The following is a 24,028-nucleotide window of genomic DNA, read 5'->3' as shown; positions in this document are numbered from 1 at the left end:
AAGATAGTAATCAACAAAGTAGCAACTCCGACTCCTTCAAGGAGATGCTCAGGGTGAAGATGGGTTTCCTATGCAATGTGATGATCAGTCAATCAAATGGAAACCATCGCCGTCCCTGCCATTTCACCGCGCTGCCAGCAGGCGGCCTGGAAATGGATAGTGCAAAGCATGCTTTGCGAAACCGCAGCAATTTTCCTTGCAAGGGAAAGAAGTAACAAACCAAACAACCGCCGAAAGGACACAATATGAGAAACGACATCGCCGTACGCTATGCCCAGGTGGCGCAAATCCTGAGTGACAAATTCCTGTTCATCGAAGACATCATGCGCGAGCTGCGCACTTCGGAAAATTATGCGCGCAAGCTCATTAGTGACCTGTGCTTCTCAGGCCATGTCGTACAACGTGCCACGCCCACGCCCCGTGGCCGCAGCAAGCTGCAGTTTGGCTGGCACAGCGGCAAGCCCGCGCCCACCATCTATACCCGCCAGATCAGACCTGCTGCCGACAAAATCCGCCGCACCGATCCGCTGATGATCGCCTTGTATGGTGAAGCCTGACGATCACCTCGTGCGCTTTGCTCAAGGCGGGAATGCAGGGCTCACTGCTGTACGCCGCATGTAATTTCTGTGCTCCCCAGGTCTATGCGCATTGTCATCATCGACGCTTGCATGTGGTGCGTTGCAACGCCCCCCTACGGGCTGCATCAGCAAGCAGGGTGTGCCATGCGCAGCATTTTTCAGCGCTATCTTTGTCATCATTTCTGAAAAAATGCGGTGCGCACGGCGCACCCTACCGCATGCCCAAACCTACATTGAAGATGCAGCAAAAACACCTGGCAATAAAAATCACCACAGGAACATCATGCCAATGAAACGCATCACCGGCCCGGACGGCCTGCCCTACCTCATCGAGACACAAGAAGACGATGAGCAATCGAATAACTGGGCCAGTCCTGAAGAAAAAGACAAATATATACAATTATTACCAGGTACTATTAGCGCAGACGTAGATCCATTTGCCGGGCTCCAATTTTCCAGAAGACCAAACCCGGATTATGAGCAAAAGCTGGCCGCGCTAGAGGGCAGTGTGGGTGGCATGCAAGCGGCCACACCGGTCAGGGGTTTGCTATTGCGTACCATGGCGGCTGGCGATGATGCAGGTGACGATACTGAACAATCCCCGCAAGTTGACAATGAAGGCGATACCTACTCTGACAGAGAAGACGACGAGGAATGGGAAGATTCGCCGGACCGCGGCATTGACGACGCTGCTGAGTCGCCAGCGACTCAAGGCTATCAGACCAGTGCTTATTCGGGGCAATCAACTGGTGAGAAAAATCAGGCAAAGAAAACAGGTCTGTTAAGTAAGTTTACCGATACTCTTGCGAGAAAAGAGGGTAATGGATTTAGCGCCAAAGGACAGGATGCCCGATTCCGCAATCCTATGGAACAAATTCCGGGTAATGATCCGTCTATACCGGAAGTACAGAATTCAGATGGCTCATGGACTTTGCCATTTGGTGGAAATGCACATCCGATCACGCCATACAATGGACATCAAATACTCAAGGGAAGAGACAGACCCGTCAGCTATTCCAACGCAGAGATTGACGAAAAAAATAAAATCATCAACGTCAAGGTCCTCACGGATTATCAAAAACCATCCTTATTCAGTCGCTTTATTGGTTTGAACAAACAGGTCAATGACCAGGAATTTGAAAAATATGCGAAACTGGCCGATGAAGGCATAGCAAACTACTGGAGCAGGAAAGTCAATCTCAATGGAGAAGACTGGACAGTCAATGTCAGGCCTGAAAGATCAAAAGATGGCATGCCTTTCACCCTGGCCAATCCTGGAAGCAAGACGATCTATGGTGATTTGAGCAAGCGCTCAAGCAATCCGTATCCGACCGGATCAGGAAAATTGTATTACGACACAAATTATGGTAAAGATGCTGATGCCATACTCAAGAGAACTGCGGGACATGAATTTGGGCATGCTGTATTAACAGATGCACTCAGCAAAGATTATTCATGGGGTCATGAAGGCACATCAACTTTCTATGGTGACATCTACGAAAAAGCGCCCATGTATCCGGCAACGGGAGAAATCAATCTCATGCAGTACCACAATGATCATCCACAAGTAAAACTAGGCCAATATATAAATAGGAGTATCGCCAGTGAAAACGACGTTAAGACACTTATACATATTGCTGGCCGCCGCAAGTAAGCTGCTATTCATCGCGCCGGAAGCACAAGCGTGGGAGCAAAAGTTCGATCTCGAATTCAGGGTACTCAATTCAACAAAACACACCATTGATTTTTGCGACACTCATTCATCAGATTGCAAAACTGTCGCTGCGGGAGATACCTATGAAAATGGACAAATCACAAACGGAAAGCAAATTCACTATTTTTATTATTGGCTATATGGCACGACCATCAAAATCTGTGGAAAAATTGTGCCGCTAAGCAGGGTGGTCACGACACCCGTGCCGAAAAAAAACGACAGCGACATTGTCTTTTACAGAATGAGCATCACTGAAGAAAGCACTCAGCAATTATGCCGGGATACCAGGCAGACTACAGGAAAGCCCCTTTGAATAAGGAACATCGCCAGTGAAAACGACGTTAAGGCACTCTTTCATCTTGCTGGCCGCCGCAAGTAATCTGCTGCTCACCACGCCGGAAGCGCAAGCTTTGGAGCAAAAATTCGACCTTCTCTTCACTGTAGTCAACTCCACTGCCCAGGTAGTCGAGATATGCGACCATAATCCGACAGAATGCAAAAAAATAATCCCGGGAGATACCTATCAGAATGGGTACATCACAAACGGGAAACAAGTTCCCAATTTTTACCGCTGGTTATATGGTACTACCATCGAGATTTGTGGAAAAAAAGTGCCCCTGAGCAGGATTGGCACGCCTCCTGTACAGGAAAATAATGGTCGAAGTATGATCTATTATAGAATGGCAATCAATGATGAAGGCTATCAGCGCGTATGTAGCGATGAAAAAAAGCCAGCAGGCAAACATCCCTGAACAGGCCATATTTGTTGAGCGAACTTCCCCCCATCGGGACTTCCATATACAAGAATGCTGACACTGATTTGACGACCGACTGCAGATATTCCAGTGTAGATAATCAAAGATATGGCAAATAATTCCCGCACTGGCAAGAACAACTATCCTGGCGCTATCCTGCCTGACCCATATCGAGCCAGGCCACAGCCTATCGGCGCAGTGAACGATGAGCAGATACACAATGGCAGTAAGCGCCCGTTGACTTATGCCACTGCGAACATGGATGACGAGCATAAAATCATCCACATTCGCTTATGCATGAACTATGGCAAACCATCACTGGTGACCTGTCTGTTGGGGCTCGCCAAAAAGCCCGGCGACGCGCAGTTTGAATACTATGCGAGGCTGGCCGATGAGGGTATAGCAAAATACTGGAGCAGAACCATCACGCTCAAGGGTGAAGCATGGGATGTCAGGGTAAGGCCGGAAAGATCCGCGCAAGGCATGCCCCTGACCCTGGCAAACCCGGGCAGCCGCCTGCTTGGCAACCTGAGCAGGCGCTCGCGCAATCCATACCCGTTTTTTACCGGCACTTTATATTACGATGAGAATGACGGACCAGACCCTGAGCGCTCGTATGCCATGACAGCGGCGCATGAAGTTGGCCATCCACTATTGACGCATGCATTCGGCGCGCTATGGTCCTGGGGACATGCAGGTACATCTACCCTGCTGGGAAAGAGATATGACTCTGCGCCAGAATGCCCTGCACAAGGTGAAATCAACCTCATGCTTTACTACAATAGAAATACCAGCTGTGTCATTGGCAGTGACAGTATTTTTGAAAGAACCATTGCCAGTGAAGACGACCTTAAAACGCTGGTATATATTGCTGGCCGGGGTAAGTGAGATGTTGCTTAGTGCCCTTGAGGTTTAGTAACAGCCTACGCAGAGTAAGTTGCAAAAACATACCCTGTCCACTCCACCCGCTAGAAAATGGCGGGTTGATACGCATATGATTGATGTTTTTAATTTTTGCAACAACCTCGAAAAAATAGAGAATGACCATATGGCCCATATAGATTTTTATGATGTGCACTTGCGGGTAGAAGGGCCAGCCGCATCAATGAAATTGTTTTTTCAAAATCACCTAACGGAGAATAACTTTTCATTTGCATCAATTGTATACATGCCAGCTGAATTGAATTTCGAGCTCAATAACTTTGTCGATGATGGTTACGCTGCCCTATATGGGGATTGGCATACCCTGACGGGCCGGTGGATGTTCAAAGATGCAGCGGCAAGCTATGGCTACCCATTCCCTCTTGCAACGCAAGAAAAAGTGTTGAACTGCATCAAGTCCCTGGGTGAATTTGGTGAGACCAGGCTATCGCTTGGAGAATTATTCAAATCCAACCTTGATCACTATGGGCATGGGCATGCCAGTACCTGGTGCAAGCAATACTGGGGAATCAGTGAAGATGTTTGTGACGCCGTGATCGGCGTTGCGGACGAGCACACAGACATTATTTTTGAACTATCGCTGGCTATGCCCAAGAAATTATTGAGCTTATTATCCAAGCGGTATGCATATCTGCAATTGACGGCATCATCTGCCAGGCAAAATGGCAAAGGCGCGAAAAGAATTGTCATGCTCAATGGCAAGGAGTTGCCCTCACCAGTACAGACAACGGCGGCGATTCAGGCATCCGTCTTACAGGTTAAAAGCGAGGTGCAGCGAAAATATTACCAGGACATGTTGGGGCCACATCAGCTTGGTGATGCGATAGAGATTAACCAGTATGGCAATCCCATGTTTTCAGGGAGCGAGCTCAGCGTCCATTTCATCAAGAGTCGCCTGGCCGACGGTGATGAAACTGAGGGGATCACATCACGCTATACCGGGCTGACAGACAGGCACCTGGCAGTGATACGCTTACTGCAGCCACATTGGGGGAAATGAAGTTCTTTACTTATCCCAGTCGGGTTTCTTGCAGCAGCTTGACTGGCTGACTTTTCATCTCTAAAAACGCAATACCGCCACTCACGCAAACAGCAAGGCGGCAATCGCAAAGACAATTCCACCAATGACCATATACCAGGATGCTTTTTCTTTTTCAAAGACAAACTCATGTGGACGATTGGGGTCATACAAGACGCTGACTGGTCTGCCTGCTTCAAAATCGGCGATCAACTCAGAAGGGAAAGAATGTTTAGCGGTGATTTTTTCACCCTTTTCAGTGGTGAAGCTGAACTCGGCAGTGTAAATCGATTTGCGCTTGGTGTAGTTCTTGATAGGATCAACCACGGCGGTTTTGCCTATGGCCTTCATATGTGCCAGGGATGAGCGCTCAGAGAAACCCGCTGCCATGAATGCAAGACCAGCGACCACGCCCAGGATTTTGAAGACTATACTCTTTTTTGCCATGCTCAGATCCCTGCTTAATCTACAATGATCATGCCAGTGTAGCATCATGATGATGACGGCAACAACATCTGCATTGTGCCATCCCGCTCCTGCAATGTATGCCGCTATGCTGCGCAAGGGCAGTCCAAAGATGCAGGTGGGCAGCCCTCGGCTATAATCTGCGTTTTGAAACGTACATGACATCATGCAAGACCAGCTCACCGCCCTGCTACAGGCCCATACGGCCAGCGACGCCACAGAAGCCATGCACTTGTCAACCGCGCTGGACTTCGTGCGCAGCACCACCGACTGCGCCAGCCGTGCTACCCTGGCCGGGCATGTCACCGCATCCGCCTGGATACTGCACCCCGATGGTAAATCTGCCCTGCTGACGCATCACAAGAAACTCAATCGCTGGCTGCAACTCGGTGGGCATACCGAGGATGCCGACACCAGCATACAAGCCGCTGCCGCCCGCGAAGCGCGGGAAGAAAGCGGCATGGCTGATTTGCGCCTGCTGAGCGATGCCCTGTTTGACGTCGATGTACATCCCATCCCGGCCCGGGGCAGCGAGCCTGCACACTATCATTACGACGTTCGATTTTTATTCCAGGCGCAGCAAGTGGATTTTAATGTCAGCGAAGAGTCACATGCCCTGGCCTGGGCGCCGCTGGCTACGCTGGCGGCAGAAGATGGTAATGCGTCGGTTGCCAGGATGGCGAGGAAGAGTTTGGGGGTGTCAGGGTTGGCAACGGGTTTGCGCAAGTAGCGACGGCCACATGACGGGCGCTGGTAAAACATGGAAATGTGCAGGGTACGTTACAACGCACCCTACTTTACCGCCGCAAACCCTCCATATATCCATTTTGAGTGGCGGCCACCACTCCGTCATGCCGGACTTGATCCGGCATCCAGCGGCGTTGTTTGCGTACTGATAGCGCACTTATTCACCATGCCGCAATGCGCCGCCCTGCCGCTGTCCTCGCAGATAAACACCGCATGGCTTGAAAACTAACGACACTGGATGCCGGATCAAGTCCGGCATGACGGGTGGTGGGGTTATGCGCGTTGCCAATGTTGTCCGGCATTACCCTGCAATACAATTCAAATGCAGAAGCGTGAAATGATTTGCGAAGCGCTGGAACGAGTTATGCGTGTGGTGCGCACGGCGCACCCTACTTTACTGCCGCAAACCCTCCGTATATCCATTTTAAGTGGCGCCCCCCACCCCGTCATGCCGGACTTAATCCCACTACTGTCCGGAATAATTATCTTGACTCGTTCTGAACATCAAGTACAAGCAGTGTCCTGGCGATTTTTCCCGCGTCGGAGACTTAATTCTGTAATTGAACATTATTTGCGAGCGGTCGTGCTTGAAGCTCCTTCCCCTTCAAGGGGAAGGTTGGGATGGGGATGGGTTTCCGGCGTAAATTCATTTATCGTTAATCAACCGAAACCCATCCCCACCCTAACCCTCCCCTTGAAAGGGAGGGAATTTACTCGTTATTTTTGTCAAGCACATTATTCCGGACAGCAGTGGGACTTGATCCGGCATCCAGCGGCGTTGTTTGTGCACCGATAAGGCACTTATTCACCGTGCCGCAATGCGCTGACCTGCCGCCATCCTCGCAGATAAATACCGCATGGCTTGAAGACTAACGGCACTGGATGCCGGATCGAATCCGGCATGACGGTGTTGGGGTTGTGTGCGTTGGCAACCTTTTCCGGTAATACCCTGCAATACAATTCAACAGCAGATGCGTGACATGATTTGCGAAGCGCTGGAACGAGTTATGCGTGTGGTGCGCACGGCGCACCCTACTTCAGACTATACGCAAAACGCTCAGTTGCCACACAAATCTCAATCCGCCACACAAGCCCGTTTAGCTTTGTCTGTACGCAAAAAGCTGGCGCCGTTTGCAAAACTGGCGCGGGCACCGCAGTGTGAACTGCATCCATCACCCGTAGCTGACAAGACGAGTTGGTGTTGTTTGACAGTCAGCTTGATCTGGCAATTCTGAATATCGTTTTCACCTTTGCCTGGCAGATAGCTATACACATTACCAGCCAGCGCGAACTTGCCATTGAGGCTGCAATTGTGCCCATTCGATTGCACGAGTATGGTATTCACCTGTGCCTGGGCATTGCCTGTGCTTTTGATTGCCAGGCAATCCTGCACTGTCGTATGGCTACCGTTGGCAAACTCCATGTCATGGCTGAATTCGTAGTTGCCATCTAGCTTGCCGTCGATCTTGCTGTTTGCCGGTGCGTCCTCATTCCATTGCACAAGAAATGCAATCCGCCCGACATAGGCATTTTCCAGGCATTGCACAGTCTTGCAGGCATCACGGCTAGTGCGCAACCAGCGTTGCTGGCTGGATTTGAGTAACTCGCTGGTATCGGTGCCTGTGGCTGGGCTGGCCGCTTTCATCATAGCCTTGTAGGCACCGGCAAGCTGTTCATCGAGAGTAGAGAGATTGCCCGTATCACATATCATGCGTTCCACCGGTTTGGCGGCCTTGCTGCAATCAAAGCTGGCGGCTTGCGTGGTGCTGGCCAGGGTGGAGAATAAAGTAATCAGGGCAAGGGTACAAAGTGTGCGCATAAGTATTATATCCAGGTGATTGTGCGGATGCGCACGGCGCAGTTTAATGATGATGTTGAAGCGTTATATATTCAAGTCTTTAAACACATCGGGCGTTCATTCTTGCAGCGAGGTCAGTCAATGCATGGCCGTAGGGCGCATTATAGTGCGCCGCATGTGTGCGTTGTTCACGGCGATGTTTGCCATTGCGTAGGGTGCGCCGTGCGCACCATCGTTGAATAACGTGAGTGCCTGCATGATAAAGCCACTGCGCATGGCGCCCCTTGCGAGGTAGCACCGTCGTTTTTACATCACCGCAATCAGCCGCACTTGCACTGCGTTTTCTTCTGCCTCTTTGCAACGTTGCCCGATGATCTGCAATTCTTCAAGTACTTCGTTGTTGTCGCCTGATTCGCTCAGCGCCGCTTCGAGTGCGCGTATGCTGATCAGCAGCTCGGTGGGGCTGACCCATTTGGCGTTTTCGGCAGGCCAGTTTTCATCGAGGTCTTCTTCGCTGATGTTGTATTCAACGTCAGAATAAGCAACAAACTCGCTCAAGGCTTGCACGCCCAGTTCTTCACACTGAGCATCGATGTCTTCGAGCTCGTCGAGCAAATAACCGAGGTCGTCTGGTGCGACATCGTCGCTGTCGCTTTCAAGCTGTATCCACAAAACCATGCTCATAATGTGTTTTCCGTTTCTGAGGGGGGCTGATCTGTTTTGATCAAGACAGTATGCCGCCGTTGACCACACCGACAGAAGTTAATCCGTAGCGCTGGGTTAATGCAAGCACTGTCATCACTTGCTGGTAGGTGGTAGTGCGGCTGACGCGAAGATGCACGTCGTGACGACTATCCTTGTCCTTGGTCAGGCCTTGAAAATAATCTTCCAGTTGTGCAGTTGTCGCCGCCTTGCCATTCCATTGCAGGCTGCCGTCGAAATCAATGTCAATAACACTGACGTCTGTAGCCCGGCCAAAACTGAGCGTACAGCCAACCTGGCCATATTCAATCAGATGCCTTTCTGGCGCCACAGTCATGACCAGCATGGCGATCAGCGCCAGCATGATACCTATCATGGGGGTGCTATCCATAGTCAGCAAGACCTCATCTTCTCTTTGCCTGCCCTGGGCTGCCTGTGCGTGCATCATATCTTTGTCCTGATTATTAATGCTGGATTACTGCTGGATTTGCTGCTGCAGCCATATTACACATTTTGTAAAGCTGTTGCAAAGTGGGCAAGCTCAAGTAAAGAGAAAGGCTAGCCTGACTGCCAGCGCTAAAGACCATTGTACTATCGGGCAATAAACCTGCCCGTGCCTGTCCGTTTTTAGCATCAGCCCGGCTGGCAAAAGAAAATCATCTTGATGTTCTAAGACAAGTTCTGGGGACTGTGGCATTATATTTTAGAAGTAATGCAGAGTAAGCCGAAGCAAGCAATAAGCGAACACTCAGCAAACCAGAAACAAAATACAAGTAGCACTGAAGTCAATAAGTCAGTCTGACCCCGGTAAAGGCGAGAAGCATGAAAATTTATTCTGAAATCATCGTTCTGTATGACCACGTCGCCATGCCTGGCGAAGATGATTTTTGTCCGGCGTTCTGGCAGGCAGAAGAATTTGATTCAGATGGCGATTTTTATGGCGATGATGAATCGAAGGAATGGACCACGCTAAAGCTGACCAAGCATTATGCGAATGGCCGCAATAGTGACTTTCATTTGTATGTACATCGCGAAAAAACTGGCGATGCCGCACATGAGCTAGCCCGCTATTTTCAATACCGCAATGATGGCCAGTACAAAGAAAAAAAGAATGTGCAAGAAGCCAAAAACCTGTGCGTAGCCTCGTTTGAAATCAAGGCTGCATCGCTGGAAGACTACCGCGAATTTTTACGCACTGTGCATTTTTTCCTGGAACACACAGGCGGCATCGCTGCCAATGTGGGCGGCTTTGATGCATGGGATTTCAAGACGGAATTTGTGGATTGATGTTTTGTAGGGTGCGCCGTGCGCACCATGTTCGTCCATGTCCCCGTGTCCCAATGTCCATAAGTCACGAAAGATAAAAACGGTGCGCACGGCGCACCCTACTGCTGGTTCCATGGGCTTTGTTATGCTACCGCATGCTTCATCTCACAATATCGAAGCTGCTTTACAATCGCGATACCGCACCCTACGCACTCTACCCAACTGTTATGGCAATCTGGCATTTCGAATTTTCATTGATCCCTACTGCAGGTATCTGCAAGGCGCATGGCAAGATGGTGGATTTTTTGCCGGAATATGGCCGACACCAGCCAGACGCACCACTCCTGGAAAACGATGATTTCTTCAATTATTGGGCAGGCTCTGATCTGTCATCGGGACCAGTGCGCTTGCTAGAGCAATTACTGCCACACAAAACTTCGTGGAGTAGCGACGCACGCATGTATGGCAGTAAAGAACAAAGTCAGCTGGAGGTATGGGATGACGGCATACATTGCGCTTTTAACGTCGCCAATCTGGACGTCACCTTATTAACAGCCATTGTCAACATTGCGCACGATCTGGATTGCAAACTCGCGCTGAAAGATGGCGGCAGACTGATAGACCCAGACACGGACATGGTCATCGAAGCACTGCGGGATTCTTTAGCTTGGAAATTTGTAAAAGACCCAGAGGGAGTCCTCACTCGTGGAGAGCATGTGATTCGATGAGGCTCGTGATAATTGCCAGCTCGTAGGGCACATTGTAATGCGCCGCATGTCAGCGTCCTGCACGGCATAGGCATTTTTCCCAGGCATGCAAATACCCCTGCTACTTGATTAGCTCAACCGAGTGCCTGAAAGTTTTGCAGACTATCCTGAACACGCTGCCGCGTGAGAAATACCATTCATGAACCACAGCCTGATGATCGTCTGTCAGGCTCACTTCGTGTATCCATAAATCGCCGTGGCCAATTGTCGCAAATGGGGGATGAGCAAAGTCTTGCGGTGTCATGATGCTGTATTCAATCACGCCCGAATAAACAAGGTGGATTTTCAGATCATGGTACGGCCCCAGAAAACTTGCCTCTATCTGGATGGCGCGAATTTCTGAACGTTCTCCACTTGCCGGTTCAGAGATACAAAACCGCTCCAACCAGGCGTCATGCAGGCTTTGGTGGCTCCTCAGATCATAATTACCCGTGTCTACAGCGAAGGCATACACGTCTGGCGGAAAAAGATCACGATGCTCTTGCAAGTATCGTTGATAAGACGAAAAATCGAAGTCATATTCCCCAACCTGCTGTGATTCAAAGAATTTCATCTTGTAAAAATGTGGATGAGTAGGGTGCGCCGTGCGCACCGTTCTGGAGTCTGGCGATAAACATTCTTCGGTGCGCATGGCGCACCCTGCAAATCAGCAATTGATCATGCCTGCATGATAACGCGCACGAATCACTTCCCCAAATAAAAAACCGCCACGGAAGGGGGATTTCCGTGGCGGCAAAATACCTAAGGAGACACAACAATCATAGGATATCGGATTAATGTTACACAAGTGTGACGACGATATTTTACAATTGCTTACAAGCATGTAAACTGAGTAAGGATACTTTTGCATCAGGCGCATCTGTGGCAGAGGTGCGTGTACTGTCTCAACCAATCCGCATTTTGCCCGGATGCGGTATGCCCAGTTCCCTGAGTTTTTCTTCATGGATGCGGAAAGGGCAAGTGCCCAGCCACATGTCTTCGTCTGGACGCGGGAACTTGCTGGCGACAAAATCGACAAAGCGCCTGACCTTGGCCGACAACTGGCGGCGGCTGGGGTAGACCATGGAAATCGACACCGCACCAAAGCAGTGTTCAGGAAACAGCCTGACCAGCCTGCCCTGCGCCAGGTCATCATCAATCTGGAAAGACGTGCGCAAGACCAGGCCCATGCCCGCCAGGGCGCAGGCGCGCAGCACGTCGGCATTATTGCTGATGACCTTGCTCTGGATAGGGATGCTGCGGTAAGAGTCGCGGCCTACGCGCTTGTCAAAGGCCATCCAGTTATCGCGCAAAAAGTCGTAATTGAAGTTAAGGCAGCGGTGACCAGAGATATCCTCAGGCGTGGTCGGCGTGCCATGTTCCTTCAGGTAGCTGGGCGAGGCACACAGCAGTACTTCAGACGTGGCCAGCTTGCGCGAGATCATGCTGCCGTCTATCTTTTGCAAATCCAGGTAAAAGCCGACATCAATACCCTCTTCGACCAGATCAACCTGGTGGTCAGTGATTTTGATGTCGAGCATGACGTCGGGATAATCCCTGGCAAATTCGGGCAACAGCTGCGCCAGTTGCGCTTTGCCGAAATGCGGTACAGAATAGATGCGCAAGGTGCCGCTGGGCTTTTTGGCCGCATACGAGGCGATGGCATCAGCGTCGTCAATATCGCTCAGGATGGCACGCACCCTGTCCAGATACACCAGACCCGTCTCTGTCAGCGACAATTTACGGGTAGAGCGGTTCAGCAATCGCGTGCCCAGATGGGTCTCCAGATCCGCGATATAACGGGTGACCACTGCGTTAGACATGTCCAGTGCCGTAGCAGCCTTGGCAAAATTGCCCAGCTCCACCACCTTGGCAAAAGTACGCATTGATTGCAATCTGTCCATTTTCAAGCCCCTTATTGTTCCTGATTCAGCAATAGTATATTCCCATTTACATACTTTATTGTTGAATCCGAAAAGCCTACACTTCTTTCCATCGGTGCAGTGCAACATAAATCAAGCTCTACACCGCGCCGCTGGCGACGACTTGTTTCAGTTGTTATCGGAAGTGAAATTTCACTTCTCATGACAATTGAGCAAGATCACCGAGGCGGCTATCTCTTAAACTTACTTATTGATAGGAACGATCATGAATGCGAAACAACTCTTTTTGGCAACTAGCCTGACATTTTTGACAGCTACAGCCGCTTTTGCTGCAGATACAGATACTACAGCCCCAAAAACCCGCGCCCAAGTCGTCGCTGAACTGCAAGAAGCCCGTGCTAACGGTGAAGAAATCGGCATGGAAGGTTTCTCTTGGTACCCAGCCCAAAAAGCTGCCCTGGTCAAAGCCAATGAAACACGCCTGGCTGCTGACAAAGCCAATAGCGACAAAGTAGCGACATCCAAAACACAGAAATCGACACAGAACTAATTGTGTTGGTCATGTGCTGATGTAAAGTCCAGTTGATAACTGGCTGGCAGCAGAAATGATAAAACCCGGTGATCGATGATCAGCCGGGTTTTGTTTTTTCAAAAGTTGATCTTAAAAAGGAAGACTTCTCAACACTATGTGCAGGGTGCGTCATAACACACCAATTGATGAAATGAGTTCCAATCACTTTTCTGCGCATTGCTAATTTAGTTTTACCGAATAAACGTAAATATCCGGGCACCGCCCAAAACGAAAAAACCCAACAAAGCAAGTAATAGCCCCGTTTTCACGCTCCTGGATTCCCATGGCCATCTAGTACGTGAAGGATCATCCTCTAAATACATGATCTTCATTCCTTGCCCACCGTGCAGTGTTTGGGATGTTGCCTGATCAATGTTTGTGGTTATAGTTACTTTCCGCCCCTGTTCAGTAGTGAAAGTCAAACGGACGCCAGTTTCATTGTTCGCTGGTTCAGATATTTTTTTAAGTGGTTCGACCAGACCGGTTTTTCCATGATTGTTGAAAGCATAGTTTTCGAAAAATCCATCTATACCCTCGAACAACCCCATAATCAGGAATCCAGCTGAAATAACTTGTATTCTGTTTTTTAGCGACATAGTAAATAGGTATTTTGATAATTTTTCTGAGCCTGGTTCTAAAGCTACGGTCTAGCTTGGGGCCTATGTAATTTTAAATGTACGTAGGCTTATGTAAGCCTGAATGAATAAACTCAAATTAATTGCGGACGGAACAGGTATCTTTACTCACTTATTCGATTCCCCTTAGACCCTCCAGTATGAATAATAACATCCCAAACTGAACTCTTATCTTATCTGCATTGAAGGCAGAGTCAGGTCCGATATTGCTACATTTATTCAATTTCAGCATGTAACACCTCACTCCGCCCGAAAAACTCCATACTTCCTTATAAGACCGCCTGCTTCGCCACGTCGGCTCCAGCTCTCATGCCGAAAAGCCTTCGGTTGTTTTTTTGTGGAGGTGCTCATTCAATATTGCATAAATAGTTACATTAAAAGACAATAACCAAAATGCTGGCCAGAGAAAAACAAGGATGGGCAGTTGCGATGCTTGATCGCTGCTCGCCAGATCGCCTGGTGCTACGCGCTTCTGTTCCTGAATTCAGCGCTATTTTGTCCAAGCAAGGAGAAGTTCATGGATGTCTTGTCCACCCCAGTCACAACCCCGGTTACCGACCCTGTCCCTGCCCCCTCACGCCGCCGTTTTTTGCAGACATCCACCACCCTTGCCACCGCCAGCATGCTGGGTATGTCGGGCGAGACCACAGCTGCGCCTGCACTGCACAGCAAGCACAACCTGGCAGCGCTTGCGCGCAGTATGGCCGGGCGCCTGATTTTGCCTGGCGAGCTGGGCTACATGATGGCCGCCGCGCCAAATAACCAGCGCTATGCAGATATCCTGCCCATTGCTGTTGCCATGTGTGCCAATGACAGGGATGTGCAGTTGTGCCTGCGCTGGGCGATCGACAACCGCAAACCCTTTGCAGTGCGTTCTGGTGGTCACAATTACGCAGGCTTTTCTACTACCAGGGGTTTGCTGATTGATGTGAAGGCCATGGATGGCATCAGGGTAGATGAAAAAGAGAATACCTGCACCATAGCCGCCGGTGTCAGCAACCAGGACATGGCCAATTTTTTCAGCGGCAGCAGCCTGGCCGTGCCATCTGGCCGTTGCCCGACCGTGGGTGCGGCGGGCCTGGTGCTGGGTGGTGGCTGGGGGTTTTCTGCCACTCACGCGGGCCTGACTTGCGACAGCCTGAAGTCGTCAGAAATTGTTTTACCCAGCCAGCAACTGGTGGTGGCCGAGGATAAGGGCAGCTATCAGGATTTATTCTGGGGACTGCGCGGCGGCGGTGGTGGCAATTTTGGGGTGAATACCTCGTTCACCTTTAACCTGGTCGATGTCTCGCATAACGTCACGATTTTCAATATCCTCTGGCCTGCCCAGCAGCAGCTGGAATTATTTTCTGCCTTGCAAGACCTGCAGCAAAATAGTCCCACCACGATTTCTACCCGCAGCAAAATCGTGCCACGCCGTGCTGGTACCAATTACACCATGGCAGATTTACAGGTCACGACCCTGGGCCAGTTCTTTGGTGGTAAAGAAGCCGCGCTCAAGGCTTTGGAACCGGTATTGAAAATGCTGACACCAGCCAAGGCCGACATCCGTGAAATGACTTACTGGCAGGCGCGCGATTACCTGATCACCGATGACCCCAACGGCATGTATGACCTTCGTTCATCCTATGTGGGCGAAAAAATGTCGCCAGAAGGCATGGAAATGATGCTGCGCTGGATGCTGAAATGGCCTGGCGGCTCACTCCTACCAGAAAACATGGGCATCCTGTTTGCCATTGGCGGCAAGGTGCGTGAAGTGCCCGTCAATGCCACCGCTTACCCGCATCGCAATGCCAATTATATTTTTGAAATGGAAGCCGCCTGGGGGCCGATAGACAAGCTGGACGTGGTACAGAAGCAGCAACAATGGCTGCGCGATTACTTTACTGCCATGAGCCCTTTTGTACTGCCGCAAGCCTATGTCAATTTCCCGAACCGAGAACAACCAAATTGGGCAAGGGCTTATTATGGCCCTAATCTGGACCGTTTAAAGATCGTCAAACACAAATACGATCCGCACGATTATTTCAAGTTTGAGCAGAGTATTCCTCAGAAGTGAATCGCCTTTCCTGTGGCCGGATGATCAGGCACTGCCCCTGATGTCGTCATGCCAGACTTGATCTGGCATCCAGTATTTTTAAGTCTTGCTTCGTACTCAAGTGAAACCGCAAAAGCAGCTTGATGTCAGCAGTTGAGTACGCACTTGCTGTGTGCTACGGAGGCCGCTGGATGCCGGATCGAGTCCGGCATGACGGGTTTGAGGATGCGCATATAAACGCGAAATACGTGTTCGCAGCCCGTTTGGTTTTGCTGCATCATGCACGGTAACATCCTTCGCCAGCAATGAGCCCCAACATCGTCATGCCAGACTTGATCTGGCATCCAGTGTCGTTATGCCCCATGCATCTGATCTGCCCGGAGCCGGAAAAATACAACTTCAAGCAATCAGCAAAACACGTTGAGCGTGCACGACGAACGCCGCTTGATGCTGGATCAAGTCCGGCATGACGGGTTGGGCGGCATCGCTTTAAAACGGGCGTTTTTGCACATTAGCTGCATGTAAGGCACATTCTCACAATTTGCCACAACCACGTCACGTCAATGCTATATTCTGCCATCAATAAACATGCAGAAACCAGGCTCCACAATTATGCAGATCAATACCCTCTCCACCGCCGCTGGCAATAAACCTGACAAAGCAAACGAAGACCTGGCCTGCCACTTCACACACGCTGACGGCACCCTCGATGTGCTGATGTTTGACGGTGCCAGCTCGGTATCAGACCGGCATTATCTTGATGCCGAGCTAGGTGACCCGGCCTGGTTTGTGCAGCAATTTGCGTTGGCGCTGCAACAAACCGCCACCCCAGCACAAACCCAGGCAGACTGCATCATGCTGGCCCTGCAAACCTTGTGCACACAGCACAGCAGCCTGTTGCAGGCCGCTGCCATGCCCGCCTATGCCTGGCCGGTTGCTGCCCTGAGCTGGCTGCGCGTGCAGGCGAATGGTGAAGAGTGCAGCCTGTATGCCCTGGGTGATTGCAAGAGTTTTTTACTGGATGCGCAGGGCAAGGCAAACAACCTTGACCCATATGAAAATCCGCAGGAAGGCATACTCAAGACGGCGATAGAAGAATTAACACAGGAAGGTCTCGATGAACAGGCACGCTGGGCCAGGCTCTTGCCCATGCTGCGCGAGCGCCGTGTGGCACAGAACAACAGCCCGCAGCCATCGATACTTTGCCTGCACCCACAGGGCCGCTTTGCGGCGCGTGAATACAGGTTTAGCCTGGCTGCCAAAGAGCGCCTGCTCATGATGACGGATGGTTTTTACCGGCTGGTTGATAGCTACCATCTCTACGACGATCAAAGCCTGATGCAGGCTTGCGCGACCCGTGGGATGGAGGTGATGATGCAGGAATTGCGCATGCATGAAGCGGGCAAGGCAGGTGGCATGACGGTGAAGAAGGCGGATGATGCGACGGTAACGATGCTAAGCCCGGGTGAGTGAAGATGCTCCCAAGTGCGAACATAGCCGTAAAGAGGAACCCGCAGTTACGAGCTAAAACACTTCAAAAATTTCAAGAAATGGAACAATGTGAACGAGCTTCAGCATTTACTCGACATCATCCTGGCTCATGGCATGACAGGACGCATAATTCCGGGGCCACCACCGCGAATTATTGGAGGACACACTATGTCCGTTCATGCAGGGATAACAATATATGCCATGTCTTTTCAGGTATCCCGCAACGATCAAGGATGGTTTGTGCTCACGAATGGCGACGGACAACAGGTTATTGAAACCCAAGTCTCAACTGAAGAAGAAATACTAGCCTTACTCACTTCAACATAAAAAAAATGATGGCTTTGCACAACATACAACAATGACGACCAACAAAATACGCATTGCCGCCTTCCAGCGCTACCCTGTATTTGACGATCTGCAAGCAACAATAGCTCAGTTACATACTGATCTGCAATGGTGCCAGGAACAAGGCGTTGAACTCGCCCTCTTCCCGGAATGCTATCTGCTGGGTTATTCGTCCGATGCGCAGACGATTGCGCGACGTGCCTTCGCCATCGACAGCCCGGTTTTCAAACAGGTACTACAGGAATTATCCGCATTCAACACCGATTTCATCCTGGGATTTTTTGAGCAGCGAGTGGCAGGCATCTACAATTCTGCCGCCGTGCTAAGGCAAGGTCAGCTCATGGGTGTATATGCAAAGCAGTACCCCAATGAACGCGGCGTAGTGGCTGGCAATGCCTCGCCGGTATTTGAAAAATCTGGATACACTTACGGCATCAATATCTGCAATGATGCCAATTACCCTGCTTGCGCAGCAGAGCTCAGCCAGCAAGGTGCGCGCCTGCTATGCTACCCCCTGAACAATATGCTGGCCCCTGCCACCGCAGAAAAGTGGCGCAGCAAGAGCCTCGATAACCTGCGCCAGCGGGCCATCGAAACCGGCTGCTGGGTAGTATCAGCGGACGTGGTTGGCACGCTCGCAAGCAGCCATGAAGACAAGATCAGCCATGGCTGCACCTGCATCATCGCACCAGATGGCAGTATTGTTGCCCGTGTGGCAGAAGGGCGAGCCGGGGTTGTGGTATCGATATAGGCTGAATGCAGTCTCTGAATTTTGCGAGCCCCTATCTTTCAGGCAAATGTATCGCCCATCAACCAAATTGCCTTTTCATCGCCTTCAGTAATTCTATTCTGTCTTGTTCTGTCCCAATTATGGCAGTTTGAATCGGCATTTTAGGTGCTGGAGCAGTCAAGCTGGGCAAGCTGACTTGCTCATACCTTGCTACCAGGGCCAATGCATTTTTACAGTTCACATCTTGCAAGGCGGCCCACACTGTCTGAATGATCTGGCCAGTGAGCTTACGCGAAAAATAGGGTTCTCCTAAATCACGCCCCGTTTGTGCGACAAGCTCTCCATTTTTTATCAGGATGGATTCGACTGACATCCCGTCTATAGCTATGCCTGAGGCGTCGGCACTCTTGCCAGAGACAATTGCACTTTTTACCCATTCCTGAAAACACGCCATGGGTAACTCACACTGATCTCTATACGTCATCATGGGAGCCATTTCGAACAGGTGCCATATCATCCATCGGGCAGCGACTACCCTTGCCTCAACACGCTGCCCATCGCTGATGACGGTGATACAGATTTCTGGATCAAAAGAGGGCTTCAGTAATAAGCGCAATGCCTCTCGAGCGGACTGCAGGACAGGGTCCACAGCAAAACCTGGCATACCCATGGCCTGGCAAATATGATGGGCGGTATAGTCGTCTGAACGCATGCCTGGTCTTTCGCAAAAATCCTTGTCTGGAGAAGTTTCATTGTACCAAATGCCCAACACGGACAAAGTGGGGCCAGAGACAATAATGACCTACTATTTACTATTACCCTGGAAAAATATTTCACATCGCCGCAACACCTCTTGTCACATTCATCAGTTACACTCAGCAAACGTCTACCGTTCATTGGGCACGCACATTAGCTGTAATACCATACAAACTTAAAGTTTGCCTGCCAAAAACGGGCAAGATAATGGAGTCAGCATGAAATTCTCAGCCAAGATCGTCCTCTGCTCTGCCATCCCTGCTGTCCTGTTTGCTATAGGCCTGGCCACTGCCATCACTTCGCTGATGGCGACGCGCAGCCAGTTTGATAACTATATTTCAACTGAACAGGCGCTGGAGCGTAGTATTTCTGAGATGTATGCCCAGGGTTTGCAGATGGGGCAGGCTTTGCGGAATGTGGTGCTTGATCCATCGAATAAAAAAGGTGTGGATAACTTCCAGGCCGCCCAAACAGCCTATGACAAGGCCTTTGAAGAAGCCAAAAAAATATCGGCCAACAATAACACCACGCAAAGCCTGGCTGAGCTGCCCAAGTTGCGCGCTGCCCATGCACAAGCGCAGGAAAAAATCGTCACCATCCTCAAAGAAAAAGGCGATGCCGCGCCGGTTTTGAATGCAGAAGAAACCCCAGCGTGGCGCAACCTGCGCTCAGAATTATTAAAGCAGCGCGATGAGGCGGGCAAACGCTCGGCGCAAGAACATGCGAATGTTAACAGCAAGGTCAGCTTTACCGTCACGCTGTCGCTGATCCTGGCAGTGCTGGCCAGCCTGGTGGCAGTGTTCCTGACCTTCTATTGCCAGAAAACCCTGCACAAAGAACTCGGTGGTGACCCGTCGCAAGCCAGGAATGCACTGTCAAATATCGCCAGGGGCAACCTCGCGCAAAACATAGACAATAATGCCGGTGACGACAGCCTCATGGGTGTGCTGCAAGAGATGCAGACCTCGCTTGAATCGCTCGTCAATGGCGTGCGCGGTTCGGCCAGCGGCATTGCCCAGGCCACCAATGAAATTGCCTCTGGCAGCATGGACCTGAGTAACCGCACCGAGAGCCAGGCCAGCTCACTGGAAGAAACCTCGGCGGCGATGGATGAGTTGAATTCCACCGTCAATCACAACGCCGACAGCGCCAAGATGGCCAACCAGCTCGCCGCCCAGGCGTCTGAAGTCGCCAGCCGAGGTGGCGACGTGGTCGAGCAAGTCGTGGGCACCATGCGCGGCATTAATGAATCATCCAAAAAAATCCAGGACATCATCGGCGTTATCGATGGCATCGCCTTCCAGACCAATATTCTGGCCCTGAATGCCGCAGTAGAAGCCGCACGCGCCGGTGAACAGGGGCGTGGCTTTGCCGTGGTCGCCAGCGAAGTGCGATCACTGGCAGGCCGCAGTGCCGAGGCCGCCAAAGAGATCAAGTCACTGATCGGTACCAGCGTAGAAGCCGTGGGCAAAGGCACGCAGCAGGTCGATCTGGCAGGCAGCACCATGGCCGAAGTAGTCAGCTCTATCCGCAAGGTCAGTGAAATCGTCGCCCAGATCAGCGCATCGAGTGCAGAGCAATCGACAGGCGTAGGCCAGGTCGGCCAGGCCGTGACCCTGATGGACCAGACCACCCAGCAAAACGCCGCCCTGGTAGAGCAAATGGCCGCAGCAGCAGCCAGCCTCAATGACCAGTCGGGTGAACTGATGAATGCGGTGTCGGTGTTCAGGACCAGGCAGAATGGCGGGGTCAATGGAATTTATGCCGCAACGCGCGGATAAAAATAAGAGAAAAATGAATTAAGAAAGAACTAAATTGAAATTGCATTCAAGTCAGGTATCTAATCTGTTATCAAGCCTGTTCATCAGCACCTTGTTGTTCGGTACCAATGCCGCAGTAGCGGACAATGAAACTTGGCAAACTTTGAGAAATGAAAGCCAACCGCTGCTCTATCAGGGTAAATTCGATCAGGCCAGGAACAAACTGGAAAGAGCCTTGCCACTGGCAGAACAAGCATCCCCGCCCGAACCTTTGATTTTGAGCTATTTAATGCGCGAATTGGCTTGGGTCTATTCCAAGCAGGGCAAATATGAGCTGGCTGAACCGCTTTTTGAACGAGCTCTGCAAATCCAGGAAAAAATGCTTGGTGCCCAGCATCGCGAGGTGCTTCAGACTTTAGACTGGCAGGGAAAATTTTTTAAAGAAGCCAAGAAATATCTGCAGGCAGAGAAAAACTATGCCCGCACTTTGGCTATCGTGGAAAAAACACGCAAAGAGCCTCCTGTTGTACTTGTCGGTACGCTCAATGATCTGGGTAAGGTCTATGCCTTGCAATTTAAATTTCAGCAGGCAGAAGAGGCTTACCAGCGCGCTATCACTATCGGCGAGCAATCCCTGACGGAAAATAATCACACATTAACCACCGCAGTTTTAGGTTTGGGCAGTGTCTATCGGGAACTAGGCCAGTTCCCCAAGGCCGAGCAATTATATTTGCGCGCCCTGGCCTCCCGCGAAAAACTTTATGGGCCAAATGATATGTGGGTTGCCGAAAGCCTGCTTTATTTGTCGACATTATATAGCCATGAAAAAAGGTATAAAGAATTAGAGCCTGTGCTGAAACGCAGCTTGTCCATCAGCGAAAAACTGTATGGAACAGATAGTATCCATAATACCGCAGCACTTCTCGGCCTGAGTTACCTCTATTTCAACATGGGAAAACCATCTGAAGCAGAACCGTATGCGCGCCGTGCCTTGATCATCAGCGAAAAGCTGCTTGGTCCCAAGCACCCGGATGTGGCACCAGTCCTGGGTATTTTGGCCAGCATTTATAACAGTCAACAACGGTTAAGCGAGGCGGAGGCTTATTCCAGAAGTGCGCTACAAATCCTGGAAGAAGCTTTGGAGCCTGATAGTCCAGATCTTGCTCATGGCCTGCTTACCCTTGCGGCAAATTTGCATGACCAGAAAAAAGATGCGGAAGCAGAGTCACTACTGAGACGCTCAATCGTCATCAAAGAAAAAAACCTGGGTCCAGACGCTCCTGATCTCATCATGAGTTTTAATAATTTATCGAATCTCTGCTTGTTACAAAAAAAATACGCAGAAGCTACAGTCTATGCAGAGCGTGCCATGAAGATGGCAGAAAAATTTATGGGGCCCTATGAAATAGAAGTGAGTATCGCACTTAATCACCTCGCCTCAATTGATAGAGAAAAAGGCTTATATGCCCAGGCACAGCCGCTGTATGAGCGTGCGCTGAGCATACGCGAAAAAATCAAGGGACCAAATCACCCGGACGTAGCTGTCATTCTTGAAGATATGGCAGACATGTACAAACGCATGGGTAAAAAACAGGAGTCTGTCAAACTGGCAGAGCGTGCGACAGCCATCAAGGAGATGCCGCGATAAAGTATACTGAGCGCCTTCTGAAAAACCCACTGAAAAAATGTTAAAGCTATCTGCACGGCTGTTTTCAAACCTGTTTTTGAGTATTTTTTCTGGCGTAGAAAACAGCCTCAGGATCCTGAACACATTGTATTGAAAATGGACAAGCGCTGGCAGACTGTGTCTGCTACGATCATCCGCCATATAGCGCTTTTGTTCAATACCCCCTGACTGGCTAAACCATCAACGACGCAAGCAATACAGGCAGGCACAAAAAGCCCCCCAGCATGATCCCCGCCCGCACCCGCGGGCTGGCCACCACAGCTTGCCTTCGCAGCAGGATAAGGCGGGTAATGGCGCCCGCAACCAAAGCCATGCACACCAAAGCAAGGCTACACAAAAGTATGGCAACCCCGAATGACGATGCATTATTGTCCGGATTACTCATCTCCCTGAATACGAAGATGATGAATGCGATGATCGGTAAGCCAAGAACAGAGCCTGCAATAGCCAGTGCACGGCGGCCAGGCATGAATGCCATGATGCAAAAGGGTAAAGCGTATAAGGGCAGGAATACAGAAAATAAAAAGCTCATAAAAAATGTCATACTGAATTCAGCAATGATGGTGGCCCACGGGACCAAGCCTTATGCAAGCCCGCGCCGCCATTGAATCCACAGCATGTCATGTCCAGATGAAGGGAGTGTGTGGTGGGTGTGAAGAATTGAGATATTTGTGATTGACGCTAGTCTGAGAACACACTTGCGCATTGCAGCTACCGTAGCGTTAAGCATGGCCGCCATGTAGGGCGTATTGCAATGCGCCGCATGGATTGCTCACATTCGGTACAGGTATTTTCCAACAGTAGGGTGCGCCATGCGCACCGTGGGTTTGGCTTGCTCACTGATTGAGGTGTACTGTCAATAACGGACACTCATGTTTCAAGCAGCCTGCGATTGTTGATAGAAATTATCAGCAAACAAGGCAGGTGGAATATAGCCGAGGCGTGAGTGACGACGCTGGCGATTATAAAAGCTTTCGATATATTCCTGAACAGCAGCCTGTGCATCAGCACGGGTCGGGTAGTGCTGGTGATGTATCAATTCATTTTTCAGGCTACCCCAGAAGCTTTCCATCGGCGCATTGTCATAGCAGTTTCCTTTGCGCGACATCGACGCCTGCATGCCGAATTGTGTCATCAATTCTCTATAACTCAGCGCACAGTATTGGCTGCCCCGGTCTGAGTGGTGAATCAATCCAGGTTGTGGGCGTTTGTTGCGCACTGCACGCCAGAGCGCCTGCGCAGTCAAGGCTTGCGTCATTCGTTCTCCCATGGCGTAGCCAACAATCTCGCAGGTATACACATCCTTGATCCCTGCCAGATAAAGCCATCCTTCTCCAGTGCTGATATAGGTGATATCAGTCAGCCATACTTCGTTTGGACGGCTTGGAGCAAATGTCTGAT

Annotated in this window: 26 protein-coding genes; 16 read left to right on the top strand and 10 right to left on the bottom strand. The window is 50.5% G+C overall.

Annotation, left to right across the window (positions count from 1 at the left end; translation table 11 throughout):
- Positions 1-245 precede the first annotated feature (245 nt).
- The 6 genes from ACO0LI_RS28440 to ACO0LI_RS28415 all read left to right on the top strand — a co-directional run bounded on the left by ACO0LI_RS28440 (position 246) and on the right by ACO0LI_RS28415 (position 4,989).
- On the top strand, positions 246-557 hold the full coding sequence (locus tag ACO0LI_RS28440; RefSeq protein WP_423037015.1) for a hypothetical protein: 312 nt from the start codon (positions 246-248) through the stop codon (positions 555-557).
- A gap of 91 nt (positions 558-648) precedes the next feature.
- Positions 649-2,232 (top strand): hypothetical protein, encoded by a 1,584-nt coding sequence (locus ACO0LI_RS28435; RefSeq protein ID WP_423037013.1) that lies wholly within the window; start codon positions 649-651, stop codon positions 2,230-2,232.
- The gene (locus ACO0LI_RS28430) at positions 2,213-2,605 is read left to right on the top strand and encodes a hypothetical protein (RefSeq protein WP_423037011.1); all 393 of its coding nucleotides are present in this window, start codon (positions 2,213-2,215) and stop codon (positions 2,603-2,605) included. Before ACO0LI_RS28435 ends, ACO0LI_RS28430 begins: the two co-directional genes overlap by 20 nt.
- Before the next feature lie 16 nt (positions 2,606-2,621).
- Positions 2,622-3,044, top strand: coding sequence for a hypothetical protein (locus ACO0LI_RS28425; RefSeq protein WP_423037009.1), 423 nt, complete (start codon positions 2,622-2,624; stop codon positions 3,042-3,044).
- Positions 3,045-3,155: 111 nt separating this feature from the next.
- Positions 3,156-3,935, top strand: a complete 780-nt coding sequence (locus tag ACO0LI_RS28420; RefSeq protein ID WP_423037007.1) for a hypothetical protein — start codon at positions 3,156-3,158, stop codon at positions 3,933-3,935.
- 280 nt (positions 3,936-4,215) lie between these two features.
- Positions 4,216-4,989 carry a hypothetical protein gene (locus ACO0LI_RS28415; protein WP_423037005.1) on the top strand — a complete coding sequence of 258 codons (774 nt, stop codon included), beginning with the start codon at positions 4,216-4,218 and terminating at the stop codon, positions 4,987-4,989.
- An 81-nt stretch (positions 4,990-5,070) separates the two neighbouring features.
- On the opposite strand, the gene ACO0LI_RS28410 is transcribed toward ACO0LI_RS28415, so the two are convergent.
- Positions 5,071-5,454 (bottom strand): DUF3592 domain-containing protein, encoded by a 384-nt coding sequence (locus ACO0LI_RS28410; RefSeq protein ID WP_423037003.1) that lies wholly within the window; start codon positions 5,452-5,454, stop codon positions 5,071-5,073.
- Positions 5,455-5,638: 184 nt separating this feature from the next.
- Here ACO0LI_RS28410 and ACO0LI_RS28405 point away from each other — a divergent pair, with 184 nt between their 5' ends.
- Positions 5,639-6,202 (top strand): NUDIX hydrolase, encoded by a 564-nt coding sequence (locus tag ACO0LI_RS28405; RefSeq protein ID WP_423037001.1) that lies wholly within the window; start codon positions 5,639-5,641, stop codon positions 6,200-6,202.
- A gap of 1,092 nt (positions 6,203-7,294) precedes the next feature.
- On the opposite strand, the gene ACO0LI_RS28400 is transcribed toward ACO0LI_RS28405, so the two are convergent.
- From ACO0LI_RS28400 to ACO0LI_RS28390, 3 genes are all read right to left on the bottom strand, one after another.
- Positions 7,295-8,038 carry a lysozyme inhibitor LprI family protein gene (locus ACO0LI_RS28400; RefSeq protein WP_423036999.1) on the bottom strand — a complete coding sequence of 248 codons (744 nt, stop codon included), beginning with the start codon at positions 8,036-8,038 and terminating at the stop codon, positions 7,295-7,297.
- 285 nt (positions 8,039-8,323) lie between these two features.
- The gene (locus ACO0LI_RS28395) at positions 8,324-8,701 is read right to left on the bottom strand and encodes a hypothetical protein (protein ID WP_423036997.1); all 378 of its coding nucleotides are present in this window, start codon (positions 8,699-8,701) and stop codon (positions 8,324-8,326) included.
- Positions 8,702-8,741: 40 nt separating this feature from the next.
- A complete protein-coding gene (locus ACO0LI_RS28390) occupies positions 8,742-9,167 on the bottom strand; it encodes an ExbD/TolR family protein (RefSeq protein WP_423036995.1) in 426 nt (141 codons plus the stop codon).
- A 374-nt stretch (positions 9,168-9,541) separates the two neighbouring features.
- Here ACO0LI_RS28390 and ACO0LI_RS28385 point away from each other — a divergent pair, with 374 nt between their 5' ends.
- Both ACO0LI_RS28385 and ACO0LI_RS28380 read left to right on the top strand, forming a co-directional pair.
- Positions 9,542-10,006: a hypothetical protein gene (locus ACO0LI_RS28385; protein WP_422953695.1), complete on the top strand. Its 465-nt coding sequence runs from the start codon at positions 9,542-9,544 to the stop codon at positions 10,004-10,006.
- 206 nt (positions 10,007-10,212) lie between these two features.
- Complete coding sequence (locus ACO0LI_RS28380; RefSeq protein WP_423036993.1) at positions 10,213-10,713, top strand: hypothetical protein; 501 nt, start codon at positions 10,213-10,215, stop codon at positions 10,711-10,713.
- Between the two features lie 100 nt (positions 10,714-10,813).
- Here ACO0LI_RS28380 and ACO0LI_RS28375 read toward each other — a convergent pair whose 3' ends face one another.
- Complete coding sequence (locus ACO0LI_RS28375) at positions 10,814-11,383, bottom strand: hypothetical protein (protein ID WP_423036991.1); 570 nt, start codon at positions 11,381-11,383, stop codon at positions 10,814-10,816.
- Between the two features lie 253 nt (positions 11,384-11,636).
- Positions 11,637-12,635, bottom strand: a complete 999-nt coding sequence (locus ACO0LI_RS28370; RefSeq protein WP_422953698.1) for a LysR family transcriptional regulator — start codon at positions 12,633-12,635, stop codon at positions 11,637-11,639.
- 244 nt (positions 12,636-12,879) lie between these two features.
- Here ACO0LI_RS28370 and ACO0LI_RS28365 point away from each other — a divergent pair, with 244 nt between their 5' ends.
- Positions 12,880-13,164, top strand: a complete 285-nt coding sequence (locus ACO0LI_RS28365; RefSeq protein WP_423036989.1) for a DUF4148 domain-containing protein — start codon at positions 12,880-12,882, stop codon at positions 13,162-13,164.
- Positions 13,165-13,376: 212 nt separating this feature from the next.
- Here ACO0LI_RS28365 and ACO0LI_RS28360 read toward each other — a convergent pair whose 3' ends face one another.
- On the bottom strand, positions 13,377-13,781 hold the full coding sequence (locus tag ACO0LI_RS28360; protein ID WP_423036987.1) for a hypothetical protein: 405 nt from the start codon (positions 13,779-13,781) through the stop codon (positions 13,377-13,379).
- Between the two features lie 556 nt (positions 13,782-14,337).
- Here ACO0LI_RS28360 and ACO0LI_RS28355 point away from each other — a divergent pair.
- The 4 genes from ACO0LI_RS28355 to ACO0LI_RS28340 all read left to right on the top strand — a co-directional run bounded on the left by ACO0LI_RS28355 (position 14,338) and on the right by ACO0LI_RS28340 (position 18,445).
- Positions 14,338-15,879, top strand: a complete 1,542-nt coding sequence (locus ACO0LI_RS28355) for an FAD-binding oxidoreductase (RefSeq protein ID WP_423036985.1) — start codon at positions 14,338-14,340, stop codon at positions 15,877-15,879.
- 591 nt (positions 15,880-16,470) lie between these two features.
- Positions 16,471-17,331 (top strand): hypothetical protein, encoded by an 861-nt coding sequence (locus ACO0LI_RS28350; RefSeq protein ID WP_423036983.1) that lies wholly within the window; start codon positions 16,471-16,473, stop codon positions 17,329-17,331.
- Between the two features lie 186 nt (positions 17,332-17,517).
- Positions 17,518-17,676, top strand: coding sequence for a hypothetical protein (locus tag ACO0LI_RS28345; RefSeq protein ID WP_423036981.1), 159 nt, complete (start codon positions 17,518-17,520; stop codon positions 17,674-17,676).
- A gap of 31 nt (positions 17,677-17,707) precedes the next feature.
- Positions 17,708-18,445 carry a carbon-nitrogen hydrolase family protein gene (locus ACO0LI_RS28340; RefSeq protein WP_423036979.1) on the top strand — a complete coding sequence of 246 codons (738 nt, stop codon included), beginning with the start codon at positions 17,708-17,710 and terminating at the stop codon, positions 18,443-18,445.
- A gap of 58 nt (positions 18,446-18,503) precedes the next feature.
- On the opposite strand, the gene ACO0LI_RS28335 is transcribed toward ACO0LI_RS28340, so the two are convergent.
- Positions 18,504-19,094, bottom strand: coding sequence for a hypothetical protein (locus ACO0LI_RS28335; protein WP_423036977.1), 591 nt, complete (start codon positions 19,092-19,094; stop codon positions 18,504-18,506).
- A 304-nt stretch (positions 19,095-19,398) separates the two neighbouring features.
- Here ACO0LI_RS28335 and ACO0LI_RS28330 point away from each other — a divergent pair, with 304 nt between their 5' ends.
- Both ACO0LI_RS28330 and ACO0LI_RS28325 read left to right on the top strand, forming a co-directional pair.
- Positions 19,399-20,961, top strand: a complete 1,563-nt coding sequence (locus ACO0LI_RS28330) for a methyl-accepting chemotaxis protein (RefSeq protein ID WP_423036975.1) — start codon at positions 19,399-19,401, stop codon at positions 20,959-20,961.
- Between the two features lie 34 nt (positions 20,962-20,995).
- The gene (locus ACO0LI_RS28325; protein WP_423036973.1) at positions 20,996-22,588 is read left to right on the top strand and encodes a tetratricopeptide repeat protein; all 1,593 of its coding nucleotides are present in this window, start codon (positions 20,996-20,998) and stop codon (positions 22,586-22,588) included.
- A gap of 211 nt (positions 22,589-22,799) precedes the next feature.
- Here ACO0LI_RS28325 and ACO0LI_RS28320 read toward each other — a convergent pair whose 3' ends face one another.
- On the bottom strand, positions 22,800-23,171 hold the full coding sequence (locus ACO0LI_RS28320) for a hypothetical protein (RefSeq protein WP_423036971.1): 372 nt from the start codon (positions 23,169-23,171) through the stop codon (positions 22,800-22,802).
- Positions 23,172-23,504: 333 nt separating this feature from the next.
- Positions 23,505-24,028 (bottom strand): IS3 family transposase (locus tag ACO0LI_RS28315; RefSeq protein ID WP_423036969.1); only part of this gene is annotated, 524 nt, incomplete at its 5' end.

Origin of the sequence: Undibacterium sp. Tian12W, assembly GCF_049339405.1 — a bacterium.
Classification (GTDB): Bacteria; Pseudomonadota; Gammaproteobacteria; order Burkholderiales; family Burkholderiaceae_D; genus Undibacterium.
The sequence above is the reverse complement of the archived record's forward strand: the minus strand, read 5'-3'. Positions and strand labels throughout refer to the sequence as shown.